A 21,656-nucleotide genomic window follows, 5' to 3' on the forward strand; every position below is an offset into this window, starting at 1 on the left:
CGGTGCACTCTCGACGAGGTGGTGCACTTTCGGCGTGGCGTCAGGCGAGCGTGAAGACGACCTCGACCTCGACGGGGCTGTCCAGCGGCAGCACGGGCACCCCGACGGCCGAGCGGGCATGACGGCCGGCGTCGCCGAAGAGGTCGCCGAGGAGCTCGCTCGCGCCATTGATGACGCCGGGCTGCCCGGTGAACTCCGGGACGGAGGAGACGAAGCCGGTGACCTTCAGGACGCCGGCGAGACGCTCGAGGCCACCCGCCGCATCCGCTGCCGCGGCGATCGCGTTCAGCGCGCACAGCCGCGCGTACTCATTGGCGTCCGCAGCCGGCACGAGGCCGTGGCCGTCGCCGACCTTGCCGGTGGCCGGCAGGGCACCCGACACGAGGGGCAGCTGCCCGGCCGTGAAGACGAGGTCGCCGTGCACCTTCGCGGGCACGTAGGCACCGGCCGGAGTTGCGACCGGCGGCAGCTCGAGACCGAGGTCGGCGAGCCGCTCCGCGACGCTCACGCGCCCTCCCCGAACTGCTGCGCGGCCTGCGCCGCGGCGCCGAGGCCCGCGTTCTCGCCACCCCCGCCGCTGGGCCGCTTGAAGTAGCCGACGAGCCCTCCTTCGGGTCCGGTCACCACCTGCACGAGCTCCCAGCCCTGCTTACCCCAGTTGTTGAGGATGGCGGCGGTGTTGTGGATGAGAAGGGGTGCCGTGAGGTATTCCCACGTGGTCATCGCGACTCCGGTCGTCGAAGGGGAGGGCGCACGGCTGCGTCCGAGACGCATGCCTATCGAGACTTCGCCCAGGTATCTGGCTTAGCATCAAGCCTATGCCTGAACACAAACGGACGGCCACGGGTGTGCTCGGCGGTCTCGCCGGCCTCGTCGGTCTCAGCGCCGTCGCGGGTCTTCTCGTGGCCGCCACCGTCACTCCGGCCATCGCCGTCACGGGGGCAGCCGCATCCAGCGCCATCTCGATCTTCGACAACATGCCCAGCATCCTGAAGATCGACAAGCTCATGCAGCCGACCACGATCTGGACGGGCGACCAGGTGCTCGCGCAGTTCTACGACCAGAACCGCCAGCCCGTCGAGTTCGATCAGGTCGCGCCCGTGATGTACGACGCGATCCTGTCGTCCGAAGACCCGCGGTACTACCAGCACGGCGGCGTCGACCTCATCGGCACCACCCGCGCGCTGCTCAGCAACGCCCAGGGCGGGCAGACGCAGGGCGGATCCTCGATCAGCCAGCAGTACGTCAAGAACGTCCTCATCCAGAAGTGCGAGCGCGACGCCGTCGCCGAGCGCGACGACGCCGGTGAAGTCATTCGCACCCGCGATGAGGTGCTGCAGAGCTGCTGGACGGAGGCGACGACGGCCTCCGGCGTCGAGGGCTACGAGCGCAAGCTGCAGGAGATGCGGTACGCCATCCAGCTCGAGAAGGAATATTCCAAGAACGACATCCTTCTCGGCTACCTCAACATCGCGAACTTCGGCGGCACCAACTACGGCATCGAGGCCGCCGCCCGGTACTACTTCAACGTCCCCGCCGCCGAGCTGAGCCTGGGCCAGGCCGCGACGCTCGCGGGCATCGTGCAGAACCCCAACACGTACCGCATCGACCGCGGTGAGCGCGGCACGATCTTCGACGCCGACGGTGTCGCCTACAACAAGGCACCCGACGGCTCGATCGACGACGTCAACCCCGGCACGATCCAGGCGCTCAACACCCTCCGCGACGAGGGCACGATCACGCCCGAGCAGTACCTCGCCGCCGCCGACGGCTACAGCGCCACCAAGGGTCGCCAGCTCTACGTGCTGAGCCGTCTGCTGGACGACGGCAAGATCACGCGCGACCAGTACGTGGCCGCAGCCGTGGAGCCCATCACACCGCAGATCACGCCCGCCTCGCAGGGATGCTCCGCCTCCGCCGCGCCCTACTACTGCCAGTACGTGGTCTCGGTCATCCGCAATGACCCGGCGTTCGGCGAGACCGCCGAGGAGCGACTCCGCTCGCTGCGTCAGGACGGCCTCAACATCCACACCACGCTGGCGGTGGACGTCCAGAACGCCGCCCAGAAGGCGATGGACGACTACGCACCGGCGTCGGTCGAGGGCATGCGGTTCGGTGCCGCCTCCGTGAGCGTCGAGGCGAAGACCGGTCGCGTCCTCGCGATGGCGCAGAACACCAGATTCACCGAAGACGCGGACGTCGCCGCATCCGACCCCGCCTACACCTCGATCGTTTATGCCGGTGACCGGCAATTCGGAGCCTCCGACGGGTTCGAGGCCGGATCGACGTTCAAGCTGTTCACGCTCATCGACTGGCTCGAGCAGGGGAGGTCTGTCAACGAGGTCGTCAACGGCCGGGATCGCCCCGTGCCCAACATGACCAACTCCTGCTACGGCGACTACATCAACTACGACAAGACGCGCGTCCGCAACTTCAACAACCAGTCCGGATACAACGGCACGCCGATGCAGTTCACGCGGCAGTCGTTGAACACCGGGTTCTTCGGGATGGCCGCGGAGCTCGACCTGTGCGACATCGCCAAGGTGGCCAAGAAGATGGGCGTCACCCTCGCCAACGGCAGCGACATCGAGATGCGCAACGGCTATACGGTGATCGGGAGCGACGCGGTGTCGCCGCTGGCGATGGCCGGCGCGTACGCGACGGTGGCCAATGGTGGCGTGTACTGCCAGCCGAAGGTCATCGACCGTGTGACCGACACCGACGGCACGGAGCGCCCCGAACTGGTCCCGGTTCGCTCCTGCACACCCGTGCTGTCGCCCGAGGTCGCCGCGACGGCCGCATCCGCCCTCGCCGGCGTCATGAACGGGGGCACCGGCGCGCAGGGGAACCCGTACGACGGCACACCGCTGATCGGGAAGACCGGGACGCATGAGACGAAGCAGTCGTGGATGATCGAGTCCTCCACGAACGTCGCGACCGCGGTCCTGGCGGGCACCGTCGAAGGCCAGGGCGACATCGCACGCACGTGGTACAACGGCCGCCGGCTCATGGACATCCGTTACCCGATGGCGCGTGACATCCAGCGGGTCGCCAACCAGTTCTACGGCGGCGACCGCTTCCCGGCACCCGACAACAACCTGACGCGCCGCGTCACCCGTGAGGTACCGGACGTCGTCGGGCAGACGATCGAGCAGGCCACGGCGACACTGACGGATGCTGGGTGGGAGGTCGTGGTCGGCGAACCGGTCGACAGCGACCAGCCGACGGACATCGTCGCCGCCCAGAGCCCGTCCGGCTCCGCGCCGGGCGGCACCCCGATCACGATCAGCCCCAGCAACGGACAGGCCGGTGCGGTCCCCGATGTGACCGGCCAGGCCCCGGTCAAGGCGCTCGCCACACTCCGGCAGACGTTCCCTGAAGCGACGCTCGGCACGTGCACGGAGGATCCGGAGGGCGGCCCCCAGGGTCGCGTCACCGGAACCGATCCCGCCGCCGGGACCGTCGCGCCGCGGAGCACCGCGATCACGATCAACTACACCAGCGCGGACTGCGACTAGGTGGCGCCCGGCCCCATCGCCAAGACCACCCTCACGGCCCTCGGTGCCGTGGGGGTGGTCGGTGCATCCGCCGCCGTCTGGGGGATCGGGATCGAGCGATACCTGTTCACCGTCCGGTACGCCGCCCTCCGGGTTCTGCCCGCGGGCGCGTCGCCCGTGCGCGTGCTGCACCTCTCCGATGCGCACATGGCGCCCTGGCAGAGGCGCAAGCAGCAGTGGATCGCCGGCCTGGCCGACCTGCGCCCGGACCTCATCGTCAACACGGGTGACAACCTCGGCCACGCGGAGGGCCTTGCCGGCATTCGCGCTGCCTTCGCGCCGTTCGCCGGAATTCCGGGCGTCTTCGTCCACGGCTCCAACGACATGCAGGCCCCGTCTCCACGCAATCCGCTGCTGTACTTCTCCGGCCCGTCCAAGCGGAAGCCGGCGGTGCAGAGCCTCGACGTGGACGCCCTCGACCGCTACCTCGAGGACGAGCTGGGCTGGCGCGACCTCGACAACACCGCCGCGGCGCTCGCGGTGGGCGGTCTGCGCATCCGTGCGTTCGGCGTCGATGACGCCCACCGCGACTGGGACGACCTCGAAGCGACCGCCACGGCATTGGCGGGCTTGGGCGACGGCGACCTGTCCCTCGGTGTCACCCACGCGCCCTATCGGCGAGTTCTGGACGAGTTCACCGACCTCGGCGCCGACGTGCTGCTGGCCGGCCACACGCACGGCGGACAGGTGCGGATCCCGGGAAGCCCGAAGGCCCTCGTGGCCAACTGCGACATCCCGTTGGATCAGGCCCGTGGCCTGAGCGACTGGACGCACGACGGGCGCACCGTGCCGCTGAACGTCAGCGCGGGGATCGGCCACTCGATCTACGCGCCGGTGCGCTTCGCCTGCCGCCCCGAGGTCACGCTCCTCACGCTCCTCCCCCGCTGAGCCGCCGCCTCTCCTCCCCAGCCCCGTCCGGGCAGCCGGCCATCCACAGGCCCTGCCTGCGGGGCGTACGCGGCGTGGGGCTGCGGGCACGATCGGTGCATCCGATCCGCCGAAGGGGAGTCGTCCATGCCCGCTGTGCCCACCCGCCGCGCCTCGCTGGCGCGCCGCATCATCCTCGCCCTTCTCTTCGGCCTCGCCGTCGCCGGCGCCGTGCTGACGACCGCACCGCCGGCCTCCGCGGCATCCCAGGGCGCGGGATTCGGCACGTGGGCACCCCTGTCAGCGCACGGATGGCACGGATCGATGCTCATCGACGGCGTGCACACCTACTGCATCGTGCCGGGGCTCCCGGCTCCGACCGGTCCGAGCACCGACCACGGAGTCCGCGGCGACGCCGCAGGGCTCTCCCCGCAGCAGCTGGCCGGGATCAACCATCTCGTGACCACCTACGGACAGACCGCCGACCCGGTGCAGGCGGCGAGCGTCGGGTGGGCCGTCAAGGCCATCGCCGACCTCGACACCACCCTGCACTCGTGGGGATACCCCGGCGACTCCCTCGCCGGAGCGGTCGATCACATCTTCTCGCGTCTGGCGCCGGAGCATTCCGCGGCCATCCAGCATAAGGCGGAGGCCTACTACGCCGAAGGCATGGCGGTCACCGTACCGGGTGCCGACGCCGCACTTACCCTCACGACCGACGACGCCGACCCGCGCCGCGGCACGATCCGTATGGACGGGGGCGCCGGGACGGCGGTGATCCTGGCGCTCGAGAACGCCGTCTTCGCGGAGACCGGCACGGCAGAGCTCGCCCGCACGGTGCCGGAGACCGCCTATGAGATCCGTGCGGTCGCCCCCGACGACGCCGGCGCCCCGTTCACCGTGCGCGCGAGCGCGGCGGTTTCGGCCACGATCGCGCCTGCGGTGCGGTACTTCACCACCGAGGGCCAGCAGCACACGGCGGGGCCGGGAGGATCCGTGCACTACACCGTCACGACCGAGGACGACATTCCCCGCCCCGTCGTGTTCTCCCCCGGAATCACGACGCAGGTGCTGGCGCCGGAGTCGGCCACCGGGCACTTCGTCGACGACGTCACCCTGACGCCGGTCGAGGGAGTGTGGCCGCGCTCGGCCGACGGCGCGTTCGTCCCCGTGCGCGCCACGGCGGTCGTGTACCGGACGGATGCAGCACCGGCCGGACCCGACGTGCCGGCCGATGCCGTGCCGGTCGGCGAACTGGAACTGGTGACGGATCCGGCGCAGGGTGGCGGCACGTACCGCGTGACCTCGCCGTGGCAGTTGCCGGGGCCGGGGTACTACACGGCCGTGTGGGAGATCGCCGCATCCGCTCAGGAGCCCTCGGTGGCTCCCCATCTCGAACACGACTACCGCTGGAGCGAAGACTTCGGCGTGCCCAGCCAGGTGCTGCACGTGCCTACGCCGCCGGTGGCTCAGCCCGCACCGGATGACGCCCCACGTGCCCTCGCCGCGACCGGTCTGTGGGACGACGCCGGTGCCCGGGTGGGAGCGGGCGGGTGTGCGGCGCTCCTGGCAGGCGTCGCGATCCTGGTCCACCTCGCCCAGCGGAGACGAGTGGCGGCGCGCTGACGGATGCGGCCGGTTCGGAGCATGCCCCGGTTCGGGGTAGACTCGGGGGGTTGCAACGGGGTGTGGCGCAGCTTGGTAGCGCGCTTCGTTCGGGACGAAGAGGCCGCAGGTTCAAATCCTGTCACCCCGACCACGTAGCATCGAGAAGAAGGCCCCGTCGCCTGACGGGGCCTTCTTCTTGCCTCGGACGTCTCGGACAGGAGCACTGTGCCCGCATCCACGCCCCGCCTCGTCGCCTTCGACCTCGATGACACCCTCGCGCCCTCGAAGAGCCCGATCGATCCGCGCATCGGCGATCTGCTCATCGCGCTGGCCGAACGGGTCGAGGTCGCGATCATCTCCGGCGGTCAGCTCGCGCAGTTCCGCAGTCAGGTCGTCGATCGCCTGCCGGCGGCCTCCGCCGAGACTCTCGGCCACGTGCACCTGATGCCCACGTGCGGCACGCAGTACTACCGCCTCACCGGCGGAGAGATCGAGACCGTGTACGCCCACTCGCTCACCGACGACGAGAAGACGCGCGCCCTGACCGCCGTGGAGGAGGAAGCCCGCCGCCTCGGTCTGTGGGAGTCGGAGACGTGGGGTGACATCCTCGAGGACCGCGGCTCGCAGATCACCTTCTCCGCCCTCGGCCAGCGCGCCCCGCTGGAGGCCAAGACGGCGTGGGACCCGACGGGCGCCAAGAAGAACGCCCTCCGCGAAGCGGTCGCCGCGCGCATCCCCGATCTCGAGGTCCGCTCCGGCGGTTCGACGTCGGTGGACATCACCCACCGCGGCATCGACAAGGCCTACGGCATGACGCAGCTGGCCGAGGTCACCGGCATCCCCCTCGACGACATGCTGTTCATCGGCGACCGGCTCGATCCGGACGGCAACGACTACCCGGTCCTGGCGCTCGGCGTTGCCTGCCACGCGGTCCACGGGTGGCCCGACACCGCCGCGTACCTCGACGCCCTCATCCCCACGCTCCCCGCGCGCTGACCCGCGAAACACCACATTCCGGCCGAGACAACACGCGTCGCGTGGTGTCTCGGCCGGAATGTGGTGTTTCAGGGGTTCAGACGGAGGCTGCGGACGGCGCGGACTGACCGAGGGGCACCAGACGCGCGAGCTGCGTGACGTGACCCGGCTCCAGCTCGGCGAGCGAGGCGACTCCGAGCAGCGCCATCGTGCGCTCGATCTCGCTGCGCAGGATCTGGATGGCGCGGTCCACGCCCGCGCGTCCGCCCGCCATGAGCCCGTACAGGTACGCCCGGCCGATGAGGGTGAACTTCGCGCCGAGGGCGACGGATGCGACGATGTCGGCGCCGTTCATGATGCCCGTGTCGATCATGACCGTGGCGTCCTTGCCCACTTCGCGGACGACCTGCGGCAGGAGGTGGAACGGGATCGGCGCGCGGTCGAGCTGCCGGCCGCCGTGGTTGGAGAGGATGATCCCGTCCACGCCGGCGTCGATCAGGCGCACGCTGTCTTCGACGTTCTGCACGCCCTTGACGACGATCTTCCCCGGCCACATGGAGCGGATGACCTCGAGGTCGTCGAAGCTGATGGTGGGATCCATCGCCGCGTTGAGGAGGTCCCCGACCGTACCGCCGGTGTCGGTGAGGGAGGCGAACTCGAGCTTGGGCGTCGTGAGGAAATCGATCCACCACCACGGACGCGGAATGGCGTTCACGATCGTCCCGAGGGTCAGCTGCGGCGGGATGGAGAACCCGTTGCGCTTGTCGCGCAGGCGCGCGCCGGCGATGGGGGTGTCGACGGTGAACATGAGGGTGTCGAAGCCCGCCTCCCCGGCACGGCGGACGAGGTCGTAGGAGATCTCGCGCTGACGCATGACGTACAGCTGGAACCAGTTGCGCCCGTGCGGGTTGGCCTGGCGCACGCCCTCGATGGAGGTCGTCCCCAGCGTGGAGAGGGTGAACGGGATGCCCGCGGCCGCCGCCGCCGAGGCCCCCGCCGTCTCCCCCTCGGTCTGCATGAGGCGCGTGAACCCGGTGGGCGCGATGCCGAAGGGCAGCGCGCTGGGTCCACCGAGGATCGTGGTGGAGGTGTCGACGTTCTCCGCGGGGCGCAGCACGCTCGGGTGGAACTCGATGTCTTCGAACGCCTGCCGCGCGCGGGCCAGCGACAGCTCGCCCTCGGCGGCGCCGTCGGTGTAGTCGAAGGCGGCTTTGGGTGTACGCCGCTGCGCGATGCGGCGGAGGTCGGCGATCGTGAGCGCACCGTCGAGTCGCCGCTTCTTCCCGTTGAGCTCGGGGGCCTTGAACTTCATCAGCTCGAAGATCTCGACGGGCCGAGGCAGCTGTCGGGTGACCATGGGTTCTCTCCTCAGGAGAGGCGGGCGAGGCCCGCCTCGTCGTAGTACCGGGTGATGTGGGCGTGGATGAGGCTGCGCGCCGTCGCGCCGTCGCCTCCGTCGATGGCCGAGACGATCGCGCGATGCTCCGTCCGGAGCCGCTCTGCGGTGCCGTCCCAGTCGTCCAGCGCGGTGGCACCGGCGAGCACGTACGACTCGATCGCGGTGCGAAGGCCCTCCATCATGGCCGAGGCCACGACGTTGCCTGAGGCCTCGACGAGGGCGAGGTGGAAGCGGGCGTCCAGAGCGAGGAACTCCGCCGGCGAGAGGCCCACGGCATCCATCGCGTCCAGCACCGCGGCGGCGGACGCGGTGTCCCGGTGCGGATCGCCGGCGAGCTCGTCCAGCGCCGCGGCCTCCAGCACGACGCGCGTGCGCACGACGTCGTCGACGGGGAAGCCGTTCGCCGCCACCTGCAGCCGCAGAAGAGCGGACACGCCGCCGCGAGGGGCGGCCACGATCATCGCGCCGGAGGTGGGTCCTGAGCCGGTCGCGGTGCGCAGCAGGCCCAGCACCTCCAGCACGCGCAGGGCTTCCCGCACGCTGGACCGGCCGACTCCCAGCTGCGTCGCCAGTTCCCGCTCGGGTGCCAGCCGGTCGCCGGGTGCCACGCGTCCCGCGCGCAGCTCGGTCTCGATGTGTTCGAGCACGACCTGCCACGCGCGGAGGGCTGAGCGGTCTTCCATGGAACCTCCTGTGGTCCGACCACATTACCGGCCCTGGGGCCGCTGCCACAAGCGCACTAGCCTGGGGCCGTGGATCCGCTCCTGATCGTCGTACTCCTGGCCGCCGTCACCTGCGCGGCGTGCTGGGTGCTGTCCCTCGTCACCAAGGACACCTCGTGGGTCGACCGCATCTGGTCGATCGTCCCGGTCGCGTACGTGTGGATCTTCGCCGTCGCCGCGATCGTCGACGGCCGCGACGCGTCGCGCCTGATCCTGATGGCGCTCGTGGTGACGGCGTGGGGGGCGCGGCTGACCTTCAACTTCGCCCGCAAGGGCGGCTACACCGGCATGGAGGACTACCGCTGGGCGATCCTGCGCTCGCGCATGAGCCCTGCCGTGTTCCAGGTGTTCAATCTGCTGTTCATCGTGCTGTACCAGAACGCGCTGCTGGTGCTCATCTCGCTTCCGGCGTTCATGGCGTGGCAGCATCCGACGCGGTTGACCGCGTGGGATACGGGGCTGGCCATGCTGTTCCTCGCCTTCCTGGTCGACGAGTTCGTCGCCGACCAGCAGCAGTGGGACTTCCATCAGGCCAAGAAGCGGGCGGGCGGCACGTTGGAGCCCGGGTTCGTCACGACGGGCCTCTTCCGCTTCAGCCGGCACCCGAACTTCTTCTTCGAGCAGGCGCAGTGGTGGGTGTTCTACGGCATCGGCGCCGTCGCCGCCCTCTCGGCGGGCCTGGGAATCTGGGGTGGCCTGGTGAACTGGACGATCGTGGGACCGACGCTGCTCACGGTGCTGTTCATCGGCTCGACGATCTTCACGGAGTCGATCAGCGCGTCGAAGTATCCGGCGTACGCCGACTATCAGCGCCGTACGTCGATGCTCGTCCCGCTCCCGCCACGGCGACCTGCCGTGACGCAGCACACCTGAGCGTCAGCGGGCGGTGGCGTACCCGGCGGGGTTGTGGCTCTGCCAGTTCCAGTAGTCGCGGCAGGCGTCGTCGATCGACAGGCGCGTGCGCCAGCCCAGGTCCCGCGCGGCCTTCGAGGGGTCGCAGTAGGTCGCGGCGACATCCCCCGGCCGGCGCGGGAGGACGCGCGCAGGCAGCTCGCGGCCGACGGCCTTCTCGAACGAGGCGATGAGCTCCCGCACGCTCACCGGGGTGCCGGTGCCCAGGTTGTACACGGCGTATCCCGGCTTCGCCTGCTCGAGGGCCACGACGTGACCTTCGGCCAGGTCGACGACGTGGATGTAGTCCCGCAGGCCGGTGCCGTCGGGGGTGTCGTAGTCGTCGCCGAAGATCCCGATCTCCTCCAGCGCCCCGATCGCCACGCGCGAGACGTACGGCATCAGGTTGTTGGGGATCCCTGCCGGATCCTCGCCGATGAGGCCGCTGGGGTGCGCGCCGACCGGGTTGAAGTAGCGCAGCACCGTGACGTTCAGCTCGGGGTTCACGCGCGCCAGGTCGGCGAGGACGACCTCGTTCATGCGCTTGGACTTGCTGTAGGCGTTGGAGAGGTCCACGCTCGTGGTGGCCTCCTCGGTGAAAGGGAGGTCGGCGGGGTCGGAGTACACCGTGCCGGTGCTGGAGAACACGAACGAGCGGATGCCGTGGCGGACACCGACGTCGGCCAGCGCGAACGTCGTGTCGAGGTTGTTGCGGTAATACTCCAGCGGGATCTGCGTCGACTCCCCCACGGCCTTGAACGCGGCCAGGTGGATGATCGCGTCGATCGGGCCGTGCGCGGCGAAGACGCCCTCGACGACCTCGCGGTCGGCCGCATCCCCCACCACCAGAGGCGCGGGCTTGCCGGTGATCTGCGCGACCCGCTCGGCGGCCACCGCGCTCGTGCCCGACAGATCGTCCAGCAGCACGACCTCATGACCGGCATCCAGCAGGGACACGGCGGTGTGCGCGCCGATGTAACCGGCGCCGCCGGCCAGGAGTACTCGCATGATGCCAGCGTATCCGCCCGAAGGCACCGGGTCAGGTGCGCTCAGCGGCCGTCGAGGCGCCCGCCCGATTCCCGCAGGTAGCACACCGCGCACATCGACTCGTACGTCACGACTCCCGTCGTGGTGCCTTCGTCGATGGCGACCTGATCGCCGTCGAAGACGAAGCGGCCGTCCACGAGGCGCGCGTTGAAGATCGCCTTGCGCCCGCATCGGCAGATGGTCTTGAGCTCTTCCAGACTGTGGGCGACCTCCAGGAGCCGCCGGGAGCCAGGGAAGGCCTCGGTGCGGAAGTCGGTGCGGATGCCGTAAGCGATCACGGGGATGTCATCCAGCACGGCCACCCGCAGCAGGTCGTCGATCTGCTCCGGGGTGAGGAACTGCGCCTCGTCCACGAGCAGGCACGCGATCGGACGGTCACCGGCTGCCGCGGCGAAGGCCGCGCGTGCGTCGTCGTGCGGCCCGATCAGGAAATCGACCGTGCGCGCCACGCCGAGCCGGCTCTCGATCCGCTCGGCACCCTTGGTGTCGATCACGGGCTTGGCCAGCAGCACCTGCTGACCGCGCTCCTCGTAGTTGTACGCCGCCTGCAGCAGCCCGGTGGACTTGCCGGAGTTCATCGCGCCGTAGCGGAAGTACAGCTTCGCCATGCGCGGTGCTACGCCGTGAGCGCCAGGACCTGCGCGGTCTCGCCGGTGATCTCGCGCGCCACCTCGGGCCGCGGATTGAGCGTCTCGCCGTAGCTGGGGATGAGCGCCTTCAGCCGTCCCTCCCACTCGGGCATGCGGTCGGGGAAGCAGGTCTTCAGCAGGCCGAGCATGATCGACACGGCCGTGGATGCACCCGGGGATGCGCCGAGCAGGCCGGCGATGGAGCCATCCTCCGCCGTGACGACCTCCGTGCCGAACTGCAGCACGCCGCCCTTCTTCGGGTCGCGCTTCATCACCTGCGCGCGCTGACCGGCGTTCAGCAGCTCCCAGTCCTCATCCTTCGCGGTGGGCACGAACGTGCGGAGGCTGTCGACCTTCTTGGCGTGGTTCTTCAGCAGTTCACCGACGAGATACCGCAGGAGGCTGGGGTTGTCGATGGCGACCTTCAGCATCGGCCAGAGGTTGTGCGCGCGCACCTGGGTGACGATGTCGAGCATCGAGCCGTTCTTGAGGAACTTGGGGCTGAAGGTCGCGAACGGACCGAACAGCAGCGAGGTCTCGCCATCCACGACCCGCGTGTCCAGGTGCGGCACCGACATGGGGGGCGCGCCGACCGACGCCTGCGAGTACACCTTCGCGCGGTGCTGCGCGACGATGGCCGGGTTGGAGGTCTTCAGCCACTGCCCGCCGATGGGGAAGACGCCGTAGCCCTTGATCTCGGGGATGCCCGAGCGCTGCAGGAGCTTCAGCGCCCAGCCGCCCGCGCCGACGAAGACGAACTTCGCGCGGATGCTGCCGGGGGTGCGCCCGACCGTCCCGCGGTAGGTCGCCAGCCACGCGCCATCCTTCTGGCGCTTGAGCTTGCGCACCTCGCAGTTGGTCACGACGTCGACGCCGGAGTCCTTCAGGTGGGCGAAGAGCTGACGCGTGAGCGCGCCGAAGTCGACATCGGTACCGGAGGGCACGCGGGTGGCGGCGAAGGGCTGGTCGCTCTTGAGGCGCTGCTTCATCAGGAGCGGGGCCCACTGGTGGATGACGCGCGAATCCTCGCTGTACTCGATGCCGGCGAACAGCGGCTCCTTCTTGAGCACCTCGTAGCGCTTGCGGAGATACTCGACGTCCTTCTCCCCGCGGACGAAGGTCATGTGCGGCGTGGCGTTGATGAAGGTGGACGGCGCATCCAGCACGCCCTCCTCCACGAGGGTGGACCACAGCTGGCGGCTCTGCTGGAACTGCTCGTTGATGGCGATCGCCTTCGCCGGGTCGAGCTTTCCGTCCGGCCCCTGGGGCATGTAGTTCAGCTCGCACAGCGCCGCGTGGCCGGTGCCGGCGTTGTTCCACGCGTTGGAGCTCTCCAGGGCGACGTCGCTGAGACGCTCGCACACCACGATCTTCCAATCGGGCTGGAGATCCTTCAGCAGCGTCCCCAGGGTCGCGCTCATGATCCCGCCGCCGATGAGCAGCACGTCGACGTCTTCAGTCACGCGACAATTCTAGGCGGGCAGCTCCTGCTCTCTCGACATCAAGATATCCGACCGCTCGACGTCGAGAGAAAAGCCCCGGTCGTCAGGCGTCGGCGCCCATGCGGGCCGCCACGATCTCGGCGATCTGCACCGCGTTGAGGGCCGCTCCCTTGCGCAGGTTGTCGTTGCTGATGAACAGCGCCAGACCCTTGCCCTCGGGCGCCGACTGATCGGCGCGGATGCGGCCGACATAGCTGGGGTCGGTCCCGGCGGCCTGCAGCGGCGTGGGCACCTCTTCGAGCTTCACCCCGGGCGCCGACGACAGCACCGCGCGGGCGTGCTCGGGCGTGATGTCCCGCGCGAACTCGGCGTTGATGCTGAGGGAGTGGCCCGTGAAGACCGGGACGCGCACGCACGTGCCGGAGACGCGCAGCTCGGGCAGCTCGAGGATCTTCCGGCTCTCGTTGCGGAGCTTCTTCTCCTCGTCGGTCTCGTTCGAGCCGTCGTCGACGAGGTTGCCGGCGAAGGGGATGACGTCGAAGGCGATCGGGGCGATGTACTTGTCGGGCTGCGGGAAATCCAGCGCAGAGCCGTCTCGCGCGAGGCGCTCGACGTCGCCCTGCGCGAGGACGCCCTCGACCTGGCCGAGCAGCTCCTGGATGCCGGCCTGACCCGAGCCGCTCACGGCCTGGTACGTGCTGACGATGAGCCGCTCCAGGCCCGCCTCGCCGTGGAGCACCTTGAGCACCGGCATGGCGGCCATCGTGGTGCAGTTCGGGTTGGCGATGATGCCCTTGCGTGCTTCGGAGATCGCGTGCGGGTTGACCTCGCTCACCACCAGCGGCACGTCGGGGTCCATGCGCCACGCGCTGGAGTTGTCGATGACGAGCGCGCCCGCCTCGGCGAACCGGGGCGCGTGCGCGTGCGATCCGGTCGCACCGGCGGAGAAGAGCGCGATGTCGATGCCGCCGAGCTCTGCGGTGGCGACGTCTTCGACGAGAACGCCCTTGCCCTGGAAGACGACGTCGGAGCCGGCCGAGCGAGCCGTGGCGAAGGCGCGCAGCTCGCGCACGGGGAATCCGCGCTCCTCGAGGATGTCGAGCATCGCACCGCCGACCTGGCCGGTGGCGCCCACGACGGCGACGGAGAGTCCTGAATCGGAGATGCGGGTCATGGCGGTACCTCGATGCTGCGGGGCGGGATGGTGCGGGTGGATGCCGCGGAGTCGCGGTGGCCCGATTCTATCGGCGGCCCGCGGTGCCCGTGCCCCCTCGCACCCCGGCATGGCGTCAGGCCGGCGCGAGTGGGCAGAACGGCTTCGCCAGCCACATCTGACAGCTTCGGCGTCGCACCGTTCAGAACTCAGGAGATCCGGCACATCCGGACCCCACCGGTACCCGTCGCTCGGCGTGTCTCCTGAATTCTGCGCAACCGAGGCGGCGCGAGCAGCGGACGGCGGTGGAGGGCGCGGGGCGTCAGCGGCCGGTGCCGGCGTAGACCGTCGCCTCGACGTCGCCGTCCAGGCCGTAGGCGGCGTGCACGGCGCGGGCCGCCTCGGCCAGGTCGTCGCCGCGGAGCACGACGGAGATGCGGATCTCCGACGTGGAGATCATCTCGATGTTGATCCCGGCCACGCTCAGCGCCTCGAACAGCGTCGCCGAGACGCCCGAGTGCGTGCGCATGCCGGCGCCGACGACGGAGAGCTTGCCGATCTGGTCGTCGTGCACGAGGCTCTCGAACCCGACGTCGGCCTGATCCGCGGCAAGGGCGCGCAGGGCCGTCGCGGCATCCGTCTTGGGAAGGGTGAATGAGATGTCGGTGCGCCCGGTGGCCGCCGCCGAGACGTTCTGCACGATCATGTCGACGTTGGCGCCGGACTTGGCGACGATCTTGAAGATCTCCGCCGCCTTACCGGGGACGTCGGGTACGCCGATCACGGTGATCTTCGCCTGGCTGAGGTCGGTGGCGACGCCGGCGACGATGGGCTCTTCCATGTGGGCTCCCTGGGGGATGAGGTCGGAGGTGCGCGAGCGGTCGAGCACCCACGTGCCCTCGCCCGAGCTGAAGGTGGACCGCGCGTGGATGACGACGCCGTGGCGGCGGGCGTACTCGACAGCGCGGATGTAGAGGACCTTCGCGCCATTGGCGGCGAGCTCCAGCATCTCCTCGCTGGAGATGCGCTCGAGCTTCCGGGCCCGCGGCACGACGCGCGGGTCGGCGGTGAAGATGCCGTCCACGTCGCTGTAGATCTCGCACACGTCGGCGTTCAGCGCCGCCGCGAGGGCCACGGCGGTCGTGTCGGATCCGCCGCGGCCGAGGGTGGTGATGTCGCGCGTGTCGCGGTTGAAGCCCTGGAAGCCGGCGACGATGACGATCGCGCCGTCGTCGAGGGCTTCGCGCAGCCGCACGGGGGTGACGTCGACGATGCGGGCCGCCCCGTGCGTGGCATCCGTGATCATGCCCGCCTGGCTGCCCGTGAACGAGCGTGCCTCGAAGCCCATCGAGTGGATCGCCATCGCCAGGAGGGCCATCGAGATGCGCTCACCGCTGGAGAGCAGCATGTCCAGCTCCCGGGGCGCGGGGATCGGCGCGACCTCCCCCGCCAGCTCGAGCAGCTCGTCGGTGGTGTCACCCATGGCGCTCACGGCGACGACGACCTCGTGGCCGGCGCGGCGCGTGTCGACGATGCGCTTGGCGACGCGCTTGATGCTTTCGGCGTCGGCGACCGACGAACCGCCGTATTTCTGGACGATCAGCGCCACGTTGGTACTCCCGGGATGCGTCGCCGGCGTGCCTCCGGCGAGAGACGGCGCGGTGCGCGCCCGACGCACCATCTTACGGAGGTGCGGATGCCGGAGCCGACATGCGTCGCGCCGGTTCAGCCCGCCGCCACCGCCGGAGGTTCGCCGGAGCTGCGGCGCACGCGCGTTGTCCCGCCGGTCGCGGCGAGCCAGCATCCCAGGATCACGAGGGGGAACCCGGCCAGCAGCCCCCACGTGAGCGGCTCACCGAGGATCAGGACGCCCAGCGCTATCGCGATCACCGGGTTGACGTAGGTGAACAGCGGGGCGCGGGCGGGGCCGACCTCTTTGATGAGCGCGAAGAACGCCAGGAAGGCCACGGCGGTGCACAGGACCGTCAGCGCGGCGGCCGAGGCGACGCTGGCGGTGGTGGGGACGGTGTGCTGGGTGAGCAGCGCCGCCGGCAGGTACCCGAGACCCACGAGCAGCAGCGACAGCGTCACGGTGCCCAGCGACGGCACGTGGCGCAGACGCGTGGCGACGACGAAGGGGGCGATCGAGTAGCACACGGCCACCAGCAGCACCTCCCCCGCCGCGACCAGGCCGCCCACGCCGTCGGACTGGCCCAGGCCGGGGCCCGCGACGATGACCGCGACGCCGGCGAACCCGATCGCAAGCCCGACCGCCCGTACGGGGCGGAGCGCGCCGCGGTCTCCGCCGGCGAAGGCGATCAGGGCGGCGAACAGCGGCACCGTCGCCACGAGCAGGCCGGTCAGCCCCGACGTCAGCGTCAGCTCGGCGTGGCTGAGCAGCAGGAAGGGCCCCGCCATCTCGAGGAGACCGAACAGCAGCACCCACCGCCATGCGCGCCACGCCTCGCGGAGCACTCCGCGGCGCAGCGCGAACGGGAGCAGGAGGATGGCGGCGCCCAGCGTCCGGATGCACACGACGGCGGGCGGTGAGAACGAGTCGACCGCCTGTTTGATGAACAGGTAGGGCATCCCCCACAACACCGCCATCGTGGCGAACAGCAGCCAGCCGCGCGGGGTGAACCGCGCGATCGCGTTCACAGGGTGCGTCTGCCCTCGAACGCGCGGCCCAGGGTCACCTCATCCGCGTATTCGAGGTCGCCGCCGACGGGGAGGCCCGATGCCAGACGCGTGACGCGGATCTCGAGGGTGTGCAGCAGGCGGCTGAGGTAGGTCGCCGTCGCCTCGCCCTCCAGGTTGGGGTTGGTGGCGAGGATGACTTCCTGCACCGTCCCGTCCGCGAGTCGCTGCATGAGCTGGGTGATGCGCAGGTCGTCCGGGCCGACGCCGGCGATGGGACTGATCGCGCCGCCGAGCACGTGGTACAGACCGCGGAACTCCCGCGTGCGCTCGATGGCGGCGACGTCCTTGGCGTCTTCGACGACGCAGATGAGGGTCTCGTTGCGTCGCGGATCGCGGCAGATGGAGCAGCGATCCTGCTCGGAGACGTTCCCGCACACCTCGCAGAACCGCACCTTCTCGCGCACTTCGGCGAGCAGCCGGGCCAGGTGCGACACATCGAACGACGGCGACTGGAGGATGTGGAACGTGATGCGCTGCGCCGACTTCGGCCCGATGCCCGGCAGGCGGCCGAATTCGTCGATGAGGTCTTGGACGATGCCGTCGTACATCAGGTGAACCTCGTCGGGGCTTGATGCGGCTCTTCACGCACGAACGTCGCGCCGAGCACCTGCCGCACGACCGCCTCGCCGTAGCGCTGCACACCCGCACGGGCGGGCGCGATCCGCGGTGCCACCACCGGAGGAACGGGAACGTCGCGGGGCGCCTCGGGAGCGGGGAGGTCTTCCGCGTCGTCGGGCGCGACGGCGCCGCTCTCGCCGTCGGGGAGCACGTCGCCTTCGCGGACGCGGGCCAGCGTGGCGACGGGTCGCGCGGCGGGCGCGGCATCCTCCGGCTCGTCGTCGACGGCGAACTGGGCGGTGACGGCAGCGGACAGGGCGCTGGGCGGCGACGGGACCTCGGCGGGTGGGGTCGACGGGATCGGAGCGACCGCCCATTCGGTCACCGGGGCCGCGGCGGCAGCCGCCGGCCGTCGCTCGGGTGCGGGCGGCGCCGTCTCCGGGGCGGGTGGGACGCTCTCCGGCGCGGGCGGGGACGGCTCCGGCGCCCCGGGCCCGGTGCCGCCTGGGCCGTCGCCGTCGTGCCGGGCGATGAACTTCACCCTGATGCCGAGGACGCCCAGGATCGCCTGCCGGAGGTCTTCGCTCGGGCCGGTGCCGGCACCGCGCTTCTTGAACGACGCCAGGTCGCTCTGGCTGGCGAAGGAGAGGGTCAGCACGTCGTCGTCGAGGGCGAGGACGCGCGCGCCGGACGCGAGCAGCCACGACGAGCGACTGAGCTCCTCCAGCCGCGCGAGGACCTCGGGCCAGGCGTCGCGCATCCGCTGCGCCGTGAACGGCCCCGACGGGGCGGGCGGAGCGAACTCGGGTTCGGGCTCGGGCTCCGGCGGGGCGGGCTCGTTGATGGGCGTCGCGGGCGCCGAAAGTGCATCATCTCGGCGAACCGGCACCGAATCCGGTGCACTCTCGCCGGTTCGGTGCACATTCGGCGCAGGGGCGGGCGGCGCGGACGCCGCGGGGGCGGCGGGCACGGCGGCGGCGGGCGGGGCGGATGCGGCAGGCACGGCGGTGCGGGCGAGCACCCGCGCGACGAGCAGCTCGAGCTGAAGACGCGGCGAGGTCGCGCCGGTCATCTCATCCAGCGCCGCGACGACGAGGTCGGCGGTGCGCGAGAGGCGATCGGCGCCGAAGAGCGCAGCCTGGCGCCCCATCCGCTCGAGCTCCTCGGTGGGAACGCCGCGCAGCACCGCGGAGGCGCCCGGTCCCGTCGCGGCGATGACGATGAGGTCGCGCAGGCGCTCGAGGAGGTCGTCGACGAAACGGCGCGGGTCCTGGCCGGTCTGGACGACGCGGTCGACCGCCGCGAAGGCGCCGGCCGGATCGCTCTGGCCGAAGGCCTCCACGACCTCGTCCAGAAGTTCGGCGTGCGTGTAGCCCAGCAGCGCGACGGCCCGCTCGTAGCGCACCGTGACGACTCCCTCGGGGCCGTCCGCCACGTCCGAGCCGGCGATGAGCTGGTCGAGCAGCGACAGGGTGTCTCGCGGCGATCCGCCGCCTGCGCGCACGACGAGCGGCAGCACTCCCGGCTCGACCTCGACGCCCTCGGTCTCGCACAGCTCCTGCACGTATTCGAGCATCGCGGCCGGCGGGACGAGCCGGAACGGATAGTGGTGGGTGCGCGAGCGGATCGTGCCGAGCACCTTCTCGGGCTCGGTCGTGGCGAAGATGAACTTGACGTGCTCGGGCGGTTCCTCCACGAGCTTGAGCAGGGCGTTGAAGCCCTGCTGCGTCACCATGTGCGCCTCATCCAGGATGAAGATCTTGAAGCGGTCGCGGGCCGGCGCGAAGATCGCGCGCTCGCGCAGGTCGCGGGCGTCGTCGACGCCGTTGTGGCTGGCCGCGTCGATCTCGACGACGTCGAGCGAGCCGCCGCCGCCGCGTCCGAGCTCGACGCAGCTGTCGCACGTGCCGCACGGGGTGTCGGTGGGGCCGGCCGCGCAGTTGAGGCAGCGCGCCAGGATACGGGCGGATGTGGTCTTGCCGCACCCGCGCGGGCCGGAGAACAGATACGCGTGCCCGACGCGGTCGCTGCGCAGCGCCGTCATGAGCGGGTCGGTCACCTGGGACTGCCCGATCATCTCGCCGAACGCCTCGGGGCGGTAGCGGCGGTACAGAGCGGTCGTCACGCCTCCAGCCTACGGTGTGCGGCTGACATCCCGCCCGCCTCCTCCGCAGACGACGAACCGGCTGCCCCCGCGCGGAGCGGGGACAGCCGGGTGGAGTCCGATGAGAGATCAGAACAGCGTGTAACCGCCGTCGACGACCAGCACCGTGCCGGACATGAAGCTCGCCGCGTCGGAGGCGAGGAACACCATCGCGGGGCCGAGCTCGTCCGGGGTCGCGTACCGCTGCTGCGCGGCATCCTCGATCCACATGCGGCGGAACTGCGGCTCGTCCACGGGCGACATGTCGGTCTTGATGTAGCCGGGGGCCAGCGCGTTCACGCGCACGCCCAGAGGCGCCCACTCCGCCGCGAGCGACTTGGTGAGCTGGTGCACGGCGGCCTTGGAGGCGTTGTAGGCCGGCTGCATCTGGGGGCGGTTGACGATCATGCCCGAGATGGATCCGACGTTGACGATCGAGCCCGAGCGGCGCTCCACCATGTGACGCCCGGCGGCCTGCGACATGCGCCACAGGGCCGTGACGTTGGTGTCCATGACGTAGGACCACTCGTCGTCGGTCACCTCGAGGGCGGGGCGGTGGATGCAGGCACCCGCGTTGTTCACGAGGATGTCGATGGCACCGGCCGCGGCGATCGACGCGTCGACGACCTGCTGCGCGCCGCCGGCCTCGGTGAGGTCGCCGAGCACGACGTAGGCCTTGCGCCCGAGCGCCTCGATCTCGCCGCGGACGGTGTCGGCGGCGGCCTGATCCCGCCCGTGGACGACGATGTCGGCGCCGGCCTCGGCCAGGGCCGTGGCGAACGCGTGGCCGAGGCCGCGCGTGGCGCCGGTGACCAGAGCCGTGCGGCCCTGGAGGGAGAACTTGTCGATGACGGACACGTCATTCCTTTCGACGGGGGTGGGGCGGACGCGCCCGAGCGGGGGACGGCGTGATGCCGGTCCCCCGCTCGGGTGGGTGGATCAGAGCAGGCCGGCCTCGAGGTAGAGGTCGATGTACTCCTGCACGTTCTCCGACGTGATCAGCGGGTTGCCGATGTCGACGTTGATCTCGTCGGCCTCGCCGGTGAGCAGCTCGTGCACCGACTTCAGGTTGAGCTCAGCCAGTTCGCGCGCGTTCTGCAGCGTGGAGGCGGTCAGCAGGCCCTCCTGGATCAGCAGCGTCGCCTCGGGCGTGCCGTCCACGCCGTAGGCGAGGATGCCCTCGAAGGCCGACTTGCCCTTGAGCGCTTCGAGCGCGCCGGCGGCCATGTTGTCGTTCATCGAGATGATGGCGTCGATCTCGGAGTTGGCCAGCGACCAGTCCTCCATGAGGGTCAGCGCCTCGTCCTTGTTCCAGTTCGCGGTGTCCTCGGCGACGATCGTCACGTCGGGACGCTTGTCGAAGAACTCCTTCTGCCACGCGTCACGACGCGCGGTGCTGTGGAAGTTGCCGGCCGGGCCGGTCAGGACGACGACCTTCGCGTTCTCGGGGACCTGCTCCAGCGCCAGCTGCGCGACGACGGCGCCCTGGTCGTAGGGGTTCGCGTCGACGGAGTCGCCGCCGTCGAGACCCTCCACGCGCGGGTTGGTTGTGATGGTCACGATGCCGGCGTCGATGGCCTGCTGGATGTACGGGCTCTGCGCGTCGCCGTTGTTGGGCTGGACGATGATGGCGTCGAACTTGTTGGCGATCGCGTTCTCGATCATCCGGTTCTCGACCTCGTCGTCGGCCTGGCCGTCGAAGACCTCGAGGGTGATGTCGTCGTAGTCCTCGGCGGCGGCCTTCATCTCGTTGGCCAGCCACGCGGCGAACGAGTCGGCCTGCGCGCGGGCGATGTACGCGACGCGGTACTCGTCCTTCTGCTCACGCTCGGTGTCGCCGCCGCCGGAGGCGGGGTTTCCGGTCGTCACGGCGCAGCCGCCGAGGCTCAGGGCCACGGCCGCGGCCGCCCCCAGCGCCATGATCTTGCGGGTAAGAGTCGTCATTGTGCTCTCCTTATGTGTTCG

19 protein-coding genes and 1 tRNA gene are annotated in these 21,656 nt (G+C 70.4%); 6 read left to right on the forward strand and 14 right to left on the reverse strand.

What is annotated here, in order from left to right; translation table 11 throughout:
* Nucleotides 1–40: 40 nt before the first annotated feature.
* Together E4V99_RS17760 and E4V99_RS17765 are read right to left on the reverse strand one after the other, a co-directional pair.
* A complete protein-coding gene (locus E4V99_RS17760; protein WP_135118083.1) occupies nucleotides 41–508 on the reverse strand; it encodes a RidA family protein in 468 nt (155 codons plus the stop codon).
* Complete coding sequence (locus tag E4V99_RS17765) at nucleotides 505–723, reverse strand: DUF4177 domain-containing protein (protein WP_135068254.1); 219 nt, start codon at nucleotides 721–723, stop codon at nucleotides 505–507. The genes E4V99_RS17760 and E4V99_RS17765 overlap by 4 nt, the downstream gene beginning before the upstream one ends.
* A 95-nt stretch (nucleotides 724–818) precedes the next feature.
* On the opposite strand from E4V99_RS17765, the gene E4V99_RS17770 reads away from it, so the two are divergent.
* The 5 genes from E4V99_RS17770 to E4V99_RS17790 all read left to right on the forward strand — a co-directional run bounded on the left by E4V99_RS17770 (nucleotide 819) and on the right by E4V99_RS17790 (nucleotide 7,028).
* Nucleotides 819–3,518 carry a transglycosylase domain-containing protein gene (locus E4V99_RS17770; RefSeq protein WP_135118084.1) on the forward strand — a complete coding sequence of 900 codons (2,700 nt, stop codon included), beginning with the start codon at nucleotides 819–821 and terminating at the stop codon, nucleotides 3,516–3,518.
* A complete protein-coding gene (locus tag E4V99_RS17775) occupies nucleotides 3,519–4,445 on the forward strand; it encodes a metallophosphoesterase (RefSeq protein ID WP_135118085.1) in 927 nt (308 codons plus the stop codon).
* A gap of 126 nt (nucleotides 4,446–4,571) precedes the next feature.
* Nucleotides 4,572–6,050, forward strand: coding sequence for a hypothetical protein (locus E4V99_RS17780; protein ID WP_135118086.1), 1,479 nt, complete (start codon nucleotides 4,572–4,574; stop codon nucleotides 6,048–6,050).
* A 56-nt stretch (nucleotides 6,051–6,106) separates the two neighbouring features.
* A tRNA-Pro gene (locus tag E4V99_RS17785) sits at nucleotides 6,107–6,183 on the forward strand.
* A 74-nt stretch (nucleotides 6,184–6,257) separates the two neighbouring features.
* The gene (locus E4V99_RS17790) at nucleotides 6,258–7,028 is read left to right on the forward strand and encodes an HAD-IIB family hydrolase (protein ID WP_135118087.1); all 771 of its coding nucleotides are present in this window, start codon (nucleotides 6,258–6,260) and stop codon (nucleotides 7,026–7,028) included.
* A 76-nt stretch (nucleotides 7,029–7,104) separates the two neighbouring features.
* Here E4V99_RS17790 and E4V99_RS17795 read toward each other — a convergent pair whose 3' ends face one another.
* Nucleotides 7,105–8,364 carry an alpha-hydroxy acid oxidase gene (locus E4V99_RS17795; protein ID WP_135068264.1) on the reverse strand — a complete coding sequence of 420 codons (1,260 nt, stop codon included), beginning with the start codon at nucleotides 8,362–8,364 and terminating at the stop codon, nucleotides 7,105–7,107.
* Between the two features lie 11 nt (nucleotides 8,365–8,375).
* Nucleotides 8,376–9,089, reverse strand: coding sequence for an FCD domain-containing protein (locus E4V99_RS17800; protein WP_135068266.1), 714 nt, complete (start codon nucleotides 9,087–9,089; stop codon nucleotides 8,376–8,378).
* A 69-nt stretch (nucleotides 9,090–9,158) separates the two neighbouring features.
* Between E4V99_RS17800 and E4V99_RS17805 the strand changes: the two genes are divergently transcribed.
* Nucleotides 9,159–10,001, forward strand: a complete 843-nt coding sequence (locus E4V99_RS17805) for a DUF1295 domain-containing protein (RefSeq protein WP_135068268.1) — start codon at nucleotides 9,159–9,161, stop codon at nucleotides 9,999–10,001.
* A gap of 3 nt (nucleotides 10,002–10,004) precedes the next feature.
* Here the strand turns inward: E4V99_RS17805 and galE are convergent, their stop codons facing one another.
* The 10 genes from galE to E4V99_RS17855 form a co-directional block, all read right to left on the reverse strand.
* The gene (gene galE, locus E4V99_RS17810) at nucleotides 10,005–11,027 is read right to left on the reverse strand and encodes a UDP-glucose 4-epimerase GalE (RefSeq protein ID WP_135068270.1); all 1,023 of its coding nucleotides are present in this window, start codon (nucleotides 11,025–11,027) and stop codon (nucleotides 10,005–10,007) included.
* A 41-nt stretch (nucleotides 11,028–11,068) separates the two neighbouring features.
* On the reverse strand, nucleotides 11,069–11,674 hold the full coding sequence (locus E4V99_RS17815) for a thymidine kinase (RefSeq protein ID WP_135068272.1): 606 nt from the start codon (nucleotides 11,672–11,674) through the stop codon (nucleotides 11,069–11,071).
* Between the two features lie 8 nt (nucleotides 11,675–11,682).
* Entirely contained in the window at nucleotides 11,683–13,158 is a 1,476-nt protein-coding gene (locus tag E4V99_RS17820) for a malate:quinone oxidoreductase (RefSeq protein ID WP_135068274.1), read from the reverse strand.
* Nucleotides 13,159–13,240: 82 nt separating this feature from the next.
* Nucleotides 13,241–14,311 carry an aspartate-semialdehyde dehydrogenase gene (locus E4V99_RS17825; RefSeq protein ID WP_135118088.1) on the reverse strand — a complete coding sequence of 357 codons (1,071 nt, stop codon included), beginning with the start codon at nucleotides 14,309–14,311 and terminating at the stop codon, nucleotides 13,241–13,243.
* A gap of 301 nt (nucleotides 14,312–14,612) precedes the next feature.
* Entirely contained in the window at nucleotides 14,613–15,899 is a 1,287-nt protein-coding gene (locus E4V99_RS17830) for an aspartate kinase (RefSeq protein WP_135118089.1), read from the reverse strand.
* A 116-nt stretch (nucleotides 15,900–16,015) separates the two neighbouring features.
* Nucleotides 16,016–16,948 (reverse strand): EamA family transporter, encoded by a 933-nt coding sequence (locus tag E4V99_RS17835; RefSeq protein WP_135118090.1) that lies wholly within the window; start codon nucleotides 16,946–16,948, stop codon nucleotides 16,016–16,018.
* Nucleotides 16,945–17,538 carry a recombination mediator RecR gene (gene recR / locus E4V99_RS17840; RefSeq protein ID WP_135068282.1) on the reverse strand — a complete coding sequence of 198 codons (594 nt, stop codon included), beginning with the start codon at nucleotides 17,536–17,538 and terminating at the stop codon, nucleotides 16,945–16,947. Before recR ends, E4V99_RS17835 begins: the two co-directional genes overlap by 4 nt.
* Nucleotides 17,538–19,673 carry a DNA polymerase III subunit gamma and tau gene (locus E4V99_RS17845; protein ID WP_135118091.1) on the reverse strand — a complete coding sequence of 712 codons (2,136 nt, stop codon included), beginning with the start codon at nucleotides 19,671–19,673 and terminating at the stop codon, nucleotides 17,538–17,540. Before E4V99_RS17845 ends, recR begins: the two co-directional genes overlap by 1 nt.
* 108 nt (nucleotides 19,674–19,781) lie before the next feature.
* Nucleotides 19,782–20,549, reverse strand: a complete 768-nt coding sequence (locus E4V99_RS17850) for a glucose 1-dehydrogenase (protein ID WP_135118092.1) — start codon at nucleotides 20,547–20,549, stop codon at nucleotides 19,782–19,784.
* An 81-nt stretch (nucleotides 20,550–20,630) separates the two neighbouring features.
* On the reverse strand, nucleotides 20,631–21,635 hold the full coding sequence (locus E4V99_RS17855) for a sugar ABC transporter substrate-binding protein (protein ID WP_209305655.1): 1,005 nt from the start codon (nucleotides 21,633–21,635) through the stop codon (nucleotides 20,631–20,633).
* Nucleotides 21,636–21,656: the final 21 nt, after the last annotated feature.

Source organism: Microbacterium sp. dk485 (genome assembly GCF_004570445.1).
GTDB classification, from domain to species: Bacteria; Actinomycetota; Actinomycetes; order Actinomycetales; family Microbacteriaceae; genus Microbacterium; species Microbacterium wangchenii.

Excerpts from the sequence above, each read along its gene's own strand:
- E4V99_RS17780 (WP_135118086.1), top strand. The coding sequence starts at position 4,572 with ATGCCCGCTGTGCCCACCCGCCGCGCCTCGCTGGCGCGCCGCATCATC.
- E4V99_RS17795 (WP_135068264.1), bottom strand. The coding sequence starts at position 8,364 with ATGGTCACCCGACAGCTGCCTCGGCCCGTCGAGATCTTCGAGCTGATG.
- E4V99_RS17765 (WP_135068254.1), bottom strand. The coding sequence starts at position 723 with ATGACCACGTGGGAATACCTCACGGCACCCCTTCTCATCCACAACACC.
- E4V99_RS17770 (WP_135118084.1), top strand. The coding sequence starts at position 819 with ATGCCTGAACACAAACGGACGGCCACGGGTGTGCTCGGCGGTCTCGCC.
- E4V99_RS17815 (WP_135068272.1), bottom strand. The coding sequence starts at position 11,674 with ATGGCGAAGCTGTACTTCCGCTACGGCGCGATGAACTCCGGCAAGTCC.
- recR (WP_135068282.1), bottom strand. The coding sequence starts at position 17,538 with ATGTACGACGGCATCGTCCAAGACCTCATCGACGAATTCGGCCGCCTG.
- galE (WP_135068270.1), bottom strand. The coding sequence starts at position 11,027 with ATGCGAGTACTCCTGGCCGGCGGCGCCGGTTACATCGGCGCGCACACC.
- E4V99_RS17855 (WP_209305655.1), bottom strand. The coding sequence starts at position 21,635 with ATGACGACTCTTACCCGCAAGATCATGGCGCTGGGGGCGGCCGCGGCC.
- E4V99_RS17825 (WP_135118088.1), bottom strand. The coding sequence starts at position 14,311 with ATGACCCGCATCTCCGATTCAGGACTCTCCGTCGCCGTCGTGGGCGCC.
- E4V99_RS17800 (WP_135068266.1), bottom strand. The coding sequence starts at position 9,089 with ATGGAAGACCGCTCAGCCCTCCGCGCGTGGCAGGTCGTGCTCGAACAC.